Annotated in this window: 10 protein-coding genes and 1 tRNA gene; 3 read left to right on the top strand and 8 right to left on the bottom strand. The window is 54.5% G+C overall.

Annotated features, from left to right (window positions below; genetic code table 11):
• Nucleotides 1–378: 378 nt before the first annotated feature.
• The 5 genes from QP990_RS08395 to QP990_RS08375 form a co-directional block, all read right to left on the bottom strand.
• Complete coding sequence (locus QP990_RS08395) at nt 379–1,125, bottom strand: Bax inhibitor-1/YccA family protein (protein WP_275434289.1); 747 nt, start codon at nt 1,123–1,125, stop codon at nt 379–381.
• A 210-nt stretch (nt 1,126–1,335) separates the two neighbouring features.
• A tRNA-Leu gene (locus QP990_RS08390) sits at nt 1,336–1,409 on the bottom strand.
• Between the two features lie 39 nt (nt 1,410–1,448).
• On the bottom strand, nt 1,449–2,414 hold the full coding sequence (locus QP990_RS08385) for a Ppx/GppA phosphatase family protein (protein WP_284799057.1): 966 nt from the start codon (nt 2,412–2,414) through the stop codon (nt 1,449–1,451).
• Between the two features lie 10 nt (nt 2,415–2,424).
• Nucleotides 2,425–2,973 carry a DUF501 domain-containing protein gene (locus QP990_RS08380; protein ID WP_200287842.1) on the bottom strand — a complete coding sequence of 183 codons (549 nt, stop codon included), beginning with the start codon at nt 2,971–2,973 and terminating at the stop codon, nt 2,425–2,427.
• Nucleotides 2,974–2,981: 8 nt separating this feature from the next.
• Nucleotides 2,982–3,542, bottom strand: a complete 561-nt coding sequence (locus QP990_RS08375; protein ID WP_200287844.1) for a septum formation initiator family protein — start codon at nt 3,540–3,542, stop codon at nt 2,982–2,984.
• 98 nt (nt 3,543–3,640) lie between these two features.
• On the opposite strand from QP990_RS08375, the gene QP990_RS08370 reads away from it, so the two are divergent.
• The 3 genes from QP990_RS08370 (at nt 3,641) to QP990_RS08360 (ending at nt 6,085) form a co-directional block, all read left to right on the top strand.
• A complete protein-coding gene (locus tag QP990_RS08370; RefSeq protein ID WP_023021906.1) occupies nt 3,641–4,168 on the top strand; it encodes a hypothetical protein in 528 nt (175 codons plus the stop codon).
• 37 nt (nt 4,169–4,205) lie between these two features.
• Nucleotides 4,206–4,790, top strand: a complete 585-nt coding sequence (locus tag QP990_RS08365) for a hypothetical protein (RefSeq protein WP_200287846.1) — start codon at nt 4,206–4,208, stop codon at nt 4,788–4,790.
• A 119-nt stretch (nt 4,791–4,909) separates the two neighbouring features.
• Entirely contained in the window at nt 4,910–6,085 is a 1,176-nt protein-coding gene (locus QP990_RS08360) for an HNH endonuclease signature motif containing protein (RefSeq protein WP_284799053.1), read from the top strand.
• Here QP990_RS08360 and eno read toward each other — a convergent pair.
• From eno to QP990_RS08345, 3 genes are all read right to left on the bottom strand, one after another.
• Entirely contained in the window at nt 6,075–7,352 is a 1,278-nt protein-coding gene (gene eno, locus QP990_RS08355; protein WP_239205311.1) for a phosphopyruvate hydratase, read from the bottom strand. The genes QP990_RS08360 and eno overlap by 11 nt on opposite strands.
• A 90-nt stretch (nt 7,353–7,442) precedes the next feature.
• The gene (locus tag QP990_RS08350; RefSeq protein WP_049361510.1) at nt 7,443–8,204 is read right to left on the bottom strand and encodes a lytic transglycosylase domain-containing protein; all 762 of its coding nucleotides are present in this window, start codon (nt 8,202–8,204) and stop codon (nt 7,443–7,445) included.
• Nucleotides 8,205–8,215: 11 nt separating this feature from the next.
• On the bottom strand, nt 8,216–8,803 hold the full coding sequence (locus tag QP990_RS08345; protein ID WP_248099067.1) for a MazG nucleotide pyrophosphohydrolase domain-containing protein: 588 nt from the start codon (nt 8,801–8,803) through the stop codon (nt 8,216–8,218).
• Between the last annotated feature and the right edge of the window lie 40 nt (nt 8,804–8,843).

Below are 8,843 nucleotides of genomic sequence, written 5' to 3'. Positions count from 1 at the left end.
ATCCTCGGCGGCGCAACCCCACGTGAAATACTTAACGAACTATTCAAGCGTGGCGCATCCACCGCTTGATTCCGCCCTCTTCACTTCGTTTTCCTGTTCCGGTACACAGCATGCACGGAACTCCACGAATTTTCTACGCAACCAAGAAGGTTAACGGCGATTTAACAAAATTATTCGCCCCATATGTCACATCCATAACGCCTAAAAGGCGAAGTTTCCTGCTTATTAGCTGTACTACTCCTGAGACCACCCTTCTAGACCAAATAAAGCCTAAACCCTCACTTTATCCCCCGAACTACCCCACTAATTACACGCTTGTAAGCGTTTTATGGCAGCAAAAAGGCCCGCATCTCAGTGCGGGCCTACGTGAAAAGCTGATTAGTCTCGCTGGAAATAGCTCAAGAGACGAAGAATCTCAGTGTAGAGCCAGACCAAGGTCACAGCGAGGCCGAGAGCTACGCCCCAAGCATTGCTAGCGGGAGCGCCGGCACGGATCATACGGTCAGCCTGATCAAAGTCAGTCAGGAAGGACAGCGCACCAAGAACGATGCAAACAAGTGAAAAGATAATGGCAATCGGGCCGCCATCACGCAAAGGGTTGAAGTCGAAGAAGATTGCGCCCAAGAAGTTAACCAACGCCATGACAGCAACTCCGGCGACCAAGCCGAAGAGGATCTTGGTGAATTTCGGGGTCACCTTAACTGCACCGGTCTTGTACACGATCAACATGCCGATGAATACACCAATGGTTCCAACGATTGCCTGGCCGATGATTGCCATTCCGCCTTCACCTTGGAAGTTCACATTGGCAAACATGAAGGAGAAGCCACCAACGAATAGTCCCTCAAATACGGCGTAAATCAGTGTGACCGCAGCAGAACCCCACTTCTTGCCAAAAGAAGCAACCAGCACAGTAATGAAGCCACCGATGCCACCGACCAGAGTCAAAGCCATGGCAATACCTGGATTTACCATTCCCAGCCCAAAATTGATGGCTGCGGCGACGATGATGACGCCGAGGGTGATGCCTGTCTTGGTGACGACGTCATCCACGGTCATTGGACGAGCAGCTTCGTCCCCGTATCCAGAATTTTGGCGGGTACTATTTTCGGTCAGAGAACTCATTACCGGATTGCTTGAACGCACGGTTGTCCTTTCTAAGAGAGGTGCAATTTAGCTATCTCATCCTGTTCAACGAGACACCGCCCTATAAAGTTCCGCAGTCTTTCCATGTAGCTAAAAGTTTTGCGAACAGTTTCCGCATAAAGGCTGTGGAGACTTACCAAAACAAAATCTCGAGACACCATAGGAACGATGTCTCGAGACTTCACACGGTGCCCCCAGTGGGACTCGAACCCACACTGAATCGATTTTAAGTCGACTGCCTCTGCCGATTGGGCTATGGGGGCAAGGCAAGGAATATTTTAGGCTACCTTCCCCCGCAAGAGTTAACGAGGGGTACCCTCTTCAGCGAGACCTGCAATAATGCCGTCGAGAATGTCCTTTTCACTAATGAAGAAACTACGCGCAGCGCAATTTCGCTCGATTAGTTGCATGATACCTTCCACTGCTACTGCCCCACCGCCGATGACATCGGCACGGCCGGGGTGAATGACGGGGTTGAGGGCGCGGACGTCGGAAGGCAGGGCAATAAGCTGCTGCAAGAGCACGCGCAGGGCACCGAAACGGAGCTCAGAGCCGTGAATGGCATCGGCATCGTAACGCTCGAGGCCTTGCGCCAGTGCGGACAGTGTGGTGAAAGTGCCCGCACAGCCGACGATGGTACGAGCCTTAGAAATAGGTACTATGTCCTCGACCTCGGCTGTTCGCTCACCGACGTACTCCGAAGCGATCTCGATCTCCGATTCGGTAGGTGGATCGGTGCGCATGATGCGCTCGGTCAGCCTGACGCACCCCATGCGCGCCGAATGAGTACCCAAGATTTCGCCATCCGCCGTTCCTACAACGAACTCAGTCGAGCCGCCGCCCAGATCAATCACGCAAAAGGGACCGCGGTCTGGCTCTAAATCGGCCACAGCGCCATTAAAGGACAACAGGGCCTCTTCCTCACCCGAAACAACTTCTGCCTGAGCACCTGGCTGGATTTGGCCGAGCAGCTCAGCGGTCATATCGAAGAATTCCTTCTGATTCTTAGCATCGCGAGTAGCAGAGGTAGCGACCATCCGCACCCGGGAGACCTTTTCAAACTTCATTTGGCGAACATAGCCCTCCAGGGCCACGCGTGCACGGTCAAGAGCCGCAGGGGCGATTTCACCTGTGGCATCCACGCCCTCTCCCAGACGGATGATTTCCATCGTACGAGTAATATCGCGGACCTTGCCATCATCTTGAACTTCAGAGATGAGCAGGCGAATCGAATTTGTTCCGCAATCAATCGCAGCAACGCGAGTCATAGCATTCCTCCTATTCCGCGTTAGAAAAATCGAACTGCGCTAGGTCAATTCCCAAATCTTCTACCGTGGGCCAATCCTGGGGGATAGCACTTCCTCGAAGCTTGCCATGGTCGGCGGCCATAGCTACCGCTTCAGTTCCCAACCGGAAATGCTGCGGCCCCTCAGCCAGGGCGTAGGCAATGAGCACGTGCAGGCACTTCACGCGATCCGGCATACCTCCACCGGAGAAATCGGTGCCGAGATCTTCGATGTCATTGCGCTTGGACAAAAAGTATTCATGTGCACGCTGGTAATCAGCAGCCAAGTCCTCATCCTCACGCAGTCGGGATTCCATCCACTTCATGACGTGGGCAACTTCCAAGCGTGAAGCTTCGGCCGTAAGCCGTGGGTCGGTGAGGTAATAGAGGGTGGGGAATGGAGTGCCGTCGGCAAGCTTGGGCGCTGTCTTAATCACCGCAGGCTGGCCATCTGGCGTGCGATAAGAAATCGCCAGCACTCCGCGCGGAGTGCGGCCCAATTGCTCAGTTACTACAGCGATGTCTGCATCAGTGACGGTCATGCGGACAATTATCGCACATCCGCTTTCTCTTCCGGTGCCGGCTCAATCGGAAGATGATTTACCTGCTCGGATGGCGCTTCTTCTTTAGGGGGTTCAGCCACGGAATCCCACAAGACCTCATACCAGTCGCGGGAATCTTCTTCCTTCTGACCGTCTGTGGTGAGCTGGTCTTCCGGCTTAATCTGCGGGTCAATGATGCGATAGGCAGTTTCGCCCTCATCAACAACCCCGAATCGGCGCCGCGCCTCCTGCTTGATGTACTCATCGGATTTATATTTATCAATCTTTTCCAGCAAAGCAGCTTTTTCATCTTGCTTGGCAGCGATTGACTCATTCAAGCGGGCAATTTCGGACCGGCCATGATAGTAATTGCGCAGGGGAACAGCGATAACCAGCAATACAACCAGCACGATAGCCATGATCACGCCTACTCCGGCGATACTCATCCGGTCTGGCTTTTGCTTCTGCTTTAGTTGTGCGTGCTGAGCTTTACGGACATCTGCAGCACGCGAGGCTACCGGAACCCTAGTGCGGCTCCGGTTTCGCTGCATCTTTCTTTCGCGTGCCATAGGTTTCCAATCCTAGCGTCGTCACTCCTGTAACAGAGACTTGGCACGCGCATTTTGGGTACACTAAAAGAAATTCTCCCTCCCAGTAAGGAATTTTTATGTCCCTCAAGCGCCTCCTACCCGTACTTACCGCAAGCCTATTTCTCGCCAGCTGCAGTCCCTCTGCCCAAGACGGTGAGTATCCCGTCTACGGCGACGATTACGATCTAAGCACCCAAGACGGCATGGCCGACTACCTCAAGGAATATAAGACCCTGCCAGATGATTACATCGACCACGATGCTAAGGAGCTAGACGGGAACGATAAGCCGGAGAGCTTTGAAGCCAACGCAGCGTCCGTCAAGAAGGCCGGCGAAGTTACCTGTAAGAATGACGAACTGCTGCAAATCGCAAAGGACTTCTTCCAAGGCGATACGGACAAGCTAGGTAAAGCTGTAACGTCAGCAGGCGGACCCGATGAAAAATATGGTGACGTTTTTGAGGCCCTCGACATCCCCGATGACGCACCTGATAATGACAAGTATATGGCCGCAGCGATGACCCCGCTGGGGGCTGTTATGTCCTGTGGCGATGAGTTCAGCGATGAAGAACTGGAAAAGGTCGCGGCGTCCATGCACACGAGCTAAAGGCTCGAATCATATTCCCCTCACTTAAGGAATAGTCATGCCCCTCAAGCGCCTTCTTCTACTAGTAGCCGTCGGCACTCTACTGAGCGCCTGCAGCATTTCCGACCAAGAGGAAGAATCTACCGCCCAGACTAAATCCTCCACGCCCAACAGCACTACCAGCAGCGAGGTTCCCACCACCACAAGCAGAAGCTACGATCTCAATACCAAGAGCGGCTTCATCTACCACATCAAAGAGCATGGGACGATTCCGGACTACTATTTGAATGTGTTCGCCTCCGGAGCTTCCGAGGCCGAAGAAGGCCCCACCAGCTACGAGGTCAATGCCACGACCCTGAAGAAGGCGGGTGCTGTTGCTTGCAACAATGATCAGATCCTGGACGACGCCAAGTATTTGCTAACCCATGGCGAAGGCGCACTTGCGGAGCTTGCCGCCAAGCCCGAAGAGTTTGATCAGAAATACGCCCCCGCCTACGAAGCGCTTGATATATCAGCCGATGCCCCTCCTGAAGACAGGCTATTCAGCCTATACATGGCCAGTGTTGGCTCTCTGGCAACATGCGGTGATAAATACACCGATAAAGAACTCGAAGCAGTCGCTGACGCTATCTTCAGCCTCTAGCCCTCCCCTGCAATTTCGCACACAATTTCGCTTTTGGCCTTGCAGGACTCGAATGAGTGCTTTAGACTAAGGGACGTAAATTCGATTAGGTGTGCGATTTATTTCAGGGGGACTATTTTGTGACAGCTACCGACACACCGTCAAAGAAGGCCTATTTTTCCACCAATAACCTCGACGACACCGTCTGCCTCCTGGCCTTGCTCCAGCGCATTCAATCTTGGCAGTTGTACCAATCTGTGCTTCCACGATTAGAGGACGATGTCGAATGCACCACCGCCGCTCTATCTAAGCGTGTGGGTCTGAGTTACTGGCGAGTTCTATCCGCGCTCCGCTCCCACCTACGCATGCAGGAATTGCCATTGACCACAGCGGTGCAAACCGAACATTGGATCCTAGACCTCCCGCGGCTGCACGTAATTGATGCCGAACTTGCCCCGCTTGGCGACGACGCAGAAAGCATCCAACTAGTCGATGCCGCCCTCGCGGACTTCCTTACCCCAAAGGAACCTGCTCAGCATGTCCCCACAGAATCCGAAATCCGGAGGTTCTTGCGTGACTATATCGACGGGATACTCATGCCAGATATTGAAAAGGAAATCGAGCGATCCGTTTCCATCTCCTATTCCAAAGGCCAAGCCACCATCACATTAAAAACGGATAAAGCCACCGCCAGCGCTATATCCCGCCATATCGACAAAGCAGCGCGAAAGAAAAACATCACCAAACCAGAGGCTTTGGAGGCGTTAATCTTTAACCGAACCCAGACAAAGGTAGTAATTAATACTTATGCATCTGGCGATGATGCATCTCGGGTGTATATCCCTTCGGCGGGGTGGTGCGTACTTACGGAGCAATTAAATAGTTACTCCATGACTCGTGAGCTGTGCCCGCAAGAAACTTCTTCTTACGTTCCCACCGAACAAATCAGAACATGGGTCCACGGTCGCGATGCCACATGTCGCTGGCCAGGGTGCTCAATGCCAGCGCATTATTGCCAGCTCGATCATCGAGTGGAGTATGCCGACGGTGGACCGACGAGCGTCGATAATTTGGTAACGCTGTGTCAGCACCACCACAACGTGAAGACCGATGGAAGAGCGCGGTACATCATGGATCCGATCAGTGGGGACGTCGTCTGGCTCTTTTCGGACGGCACCTTCGAGATTGATCGCGCCCAAGGACCTTTGGCACCGCGCACCGTGAATTGGAAGCAAACTTGGCAACAATATCTGGACATGCGAAAGCGCCCCCGCAGTAATACGAGGGCGCTACACAAGGAGGCGATTAAGCCTTAAAGCGTGGGAATGCGGAGCGGCCAGCATAGACTGCGCCGTCGCCCAGCTCCTGCTCGATGCGCAGCAGCTGGTTGTACTTAGCTACGCGCTCGGAGCGGGCTGGAGCACCGGTCTTGATCTGACCACAATTCAGTGCGACAGCCAGATCAGCGATGGTGGTGTCCTCGGTTTCACCGGAGCGGTGGGACATCATGGTGCGGTAGCCATTGCGGTGAGCCAGCTCGACGGCATCGAAGGTCTCGGTCAGGGTACCGATTTGGTTTACCTTCACCAGCAGTGCGTTGGCAGCCTTCTTCTCAATACCTTCCTGCAGACGGGCAGGGTTGGTAACGAAGAAGTCATCGCCAACAATCTGTACCTTTTCGCCAATGGCGGTGGTAAGGGCGGTGTAGCCGTCCCAATCGTCTTCTTGCAGAGGATCCTCGATGGAGACAATCGGGTACTCATCGATGAGTTCCTCATAAACCTTGGACATTTCTTCAGCGGTATGCTCGCCGCCTTCGAAGTGGTACTTACCGTCCTTGAAGAACTCGGAGGAAGCAACATCGAGCGCGAGGGCTACGTCCTTGCCCGGCTCGTAGCCAGCCTTCTTAATGGCGTCAACGATGACGTCCAGAGCAGCCTTGGTGGAATCAACGGAAGGAGCGAAGCCACCCTCATCACCCAGACCAGTAGATAGGCCCTTGTCCTTCAGCACTGCCTTCAGTGCGTGGTAGACCTCGGCACCCATGCGCAGAGCTTCAGCGAAGGACTCAGCACCAATCGGGGCGATCATGAATTCCTGGACGTCAACGCCGGAGTCAGCGTGTGCGCCACCGTTGAGGATATTCATCATCGGCACTGGCAGTACGTGAGCATTGGGGCCACCGATGTAGCGGTACAGCGGCAGTGCAGCGGACTCTGCGGCGGCCTTGGCTACGGCGATGGAAACGCCCAGGATAGCGTTAGCGCCCAGCTCAGACTTGTTATCGGTACCGTCCAGCCTAATCAATGCTTGGTCAATGAGGCGCTGATCGTCAGCTTCGAAGCCAGCAATCTCATCGGAAATCTTCTCATTGATATTCTCAACAGCCTTCAAAACACCCTTGCCCAGGTAGCGCTCGCCGCCGTCGCGCAGCTCATGGGCCTCGTGCACGCCGGTAGAGGCACCGGAAGGAACGCCTGCTACGCCGCGGGCGCCATCGTCAAGGAATACCTCTGCCTCAACGGTTGGGTTGCCACGGGAATCGAGAATCTCGCGGGCGAAAGTGTGGATGATATCAGCCATGCTGTTCTTCACTCCTCATCAAAATGTTCGCTCTGGACCAGCCGGCCCAGCCACGTTCTCAATTGTTGCAGAAAACGTTGCCGTGTGACACTACTTGGCACTTTGTGGAACTGAGTAAGCATTGGCGGCGTGCGCAACCTTATGTAAATAGTCGCTGGACTGATTGTAATTTAGGATTGCTTCCTTCCATTGATCTGGATTAGAGAGATCTCTGTCACCGAAGCACAAAAGTCCGGCCGCCCCAACAGCGGCGTCATCGATTTGGTTGGGATCAGCCTTCCCATCACCATTGGCATCAGCGCCCACCGCTTCCCACGTGGTGGGGATAAATTGCATTGGGCCTACGGCGCGATCGTATTCGGAGTCTCCATCGATTTCGCCGTTATCGGTGTCTGGGGTGTGGGCCGTGTTGTTCAGGCCATCGAGGGCGATGCCGTTGATGGGGGGTTGGGGGTAGCCGGCGTCGTCAAGCTTGGAGTGCTTAAACCAATTGCCGTTATAGGTACCGTGGCGTGTTTCTACATAGCCCAAGCCGGCAAGGGTATTCCAACGCAGGTGGCAATTGGGCCACTTTTGCTGAGCAATGAGCTCAGCATTGCCATAGGCACGCAGGGCGGCCGGCGGGATGCCAGTGCGATCAGCTAAGTCAGAGGCCCAGTAGGTGAGTTTATCTGCGGTGCGTCCGGGCGCATTGACGTCAATGTGCGCGACCTCTTTACCTTCAACGGGCGGGATGTTTTCAGGTACGGGCTGCTGAGAAGTACCGTGCCCAGTCAATAGCCATGCTACTAGCGCGATGATCACGACTACGGCTACCCCGCAGCCCCCGAATATCTGCAGCAGCCTCTTCATGGGAAGCTATCCTACATCTCCTTGCCGGCGCGCCACAGCCGCTCTTGCGTGTCAACATCGACTATCTCAGCCGTGCCATCAAAAAGGTAAGGGGCGCGGGCGCGCATTTTGGTGACGAAGCTCTGGGCGACGTCGTCAAGCGAAAAGGCAGAGATTTCCGCATGGAAAAGTATCTGCAGGAAGATATCGCCCAGCTCCTTGAGAATCTCGCTTTCCGGCTCACGATTGCGCACGGCCGCGGCGAATTCGGCGGACTCTTCCTCAAGGTAGGGCAAAAGGGAGGCATGGGTTTGTTCACGCTCCCATTCACCAATGCGCCGCGCAGTGGCCATAGTCTGGCGCGCCTGCATGACAGGATCCGCGAGGGATTCGGCCCGAATGACCGACTCCCCAGTAGCTATGCGAGCGCGGGTTTCAGGATCACATTCGTCGGTGCTGACTAAGGTTCCGATGGAATCTTCCCCTACGAGGAGATCGGAAAAATTCCACCGCACGGAAACGGGAACTTCACCGGTGAAGTAAACGGGGCCGCGTAGCTTCCCGTGTGCTTGCATGGGGATCATCGTGGGCCAACGTTCATCGAGCAACAGCACAGTCATGTGCACAAAGTCTAGCCCGAGTTCCCATTATGGGGCTATT

This window comes from Corynebacterium sp. MSK071, assembly GCF_030232125.1.
GTDB classification, from domain to species: domain Bacteria; phylum Actinomycetota; class Actinomycetes; order Mycobacteriales; family Mycobacteriaceae; genus Corynebacterium; species Corynebacterium kefirresidentii.
This window is presented reverse-complemented; position numbering and strand designations above follow the sequence as displayed.

Excerpts from the sequence above, each read along its gene's own strand:
- QP990_RS08395 (WP_275434289.1), bottom strand. The coding sequence starts at position 1,125 with ATGAGTTCTCTGACCGAAAATAGTACCCGCCAAAATTCTGGATACGGG.
- QP990_RS08385 (WP_284799057.1), bottom strand. The coding sequence starts at position 2,414 with ATGACTCGCGTTGCTGCGATTGATTGCGGAACAAATTCGATTCGCCTG.
- QP990_RS08380 (WP_200287842.1), bottom strand. The coding sequence starts at position 2,973 with ATGACCGTCACTGATGCAGACATCGCTGTAGTAACTGAGCAATTGGGC.
- QP990_RS08375 (WP_200287844.1), bottom strand. The coding sequence starts at position 3,542 with ATGGCACGCGAAAGAAAGATGCAGCGAAACCGGAGCCGCACTAGGGTT.
- QP990_RS08370 (WP_023021906.1), top strand. The coding sequence starts at position 3,641 with ATGTCCCTCAAGCGCCTCCTACCCGTACTTACCGCAAGCCTATTTCTC.
- QP990_RS08365 (WP_200287846.1), top strand. The coding sequence starts at position 4,206 with ATGCCCCTCAAGCGCCTTCTTCTACTAGTAGCCGTCGGCACTCTACTG.
- eno (WP_239205311.1), bottom strand. The coding sequence starts at position 7,352 with ATGGCTGATATCATCCACACTTTCGCCCGCGAGATTCTCGATTCCCGT.
- QP990_RS08350 (WP_049361510.1), bottom strand. The coding sequence starts at position 8,204 with ATGAAGAGGCTGCTGCAGATATTCGGGGGCTGCGGGGTAGCCGTAGTC.
- QP990_RS08345 (WP_248099067.1), bottom strand. The coding sequence starts at position 8,803 with ATGACTGTGCTGTTGCTCGATGAACGTTGGCCCACGATGATCCCCATG.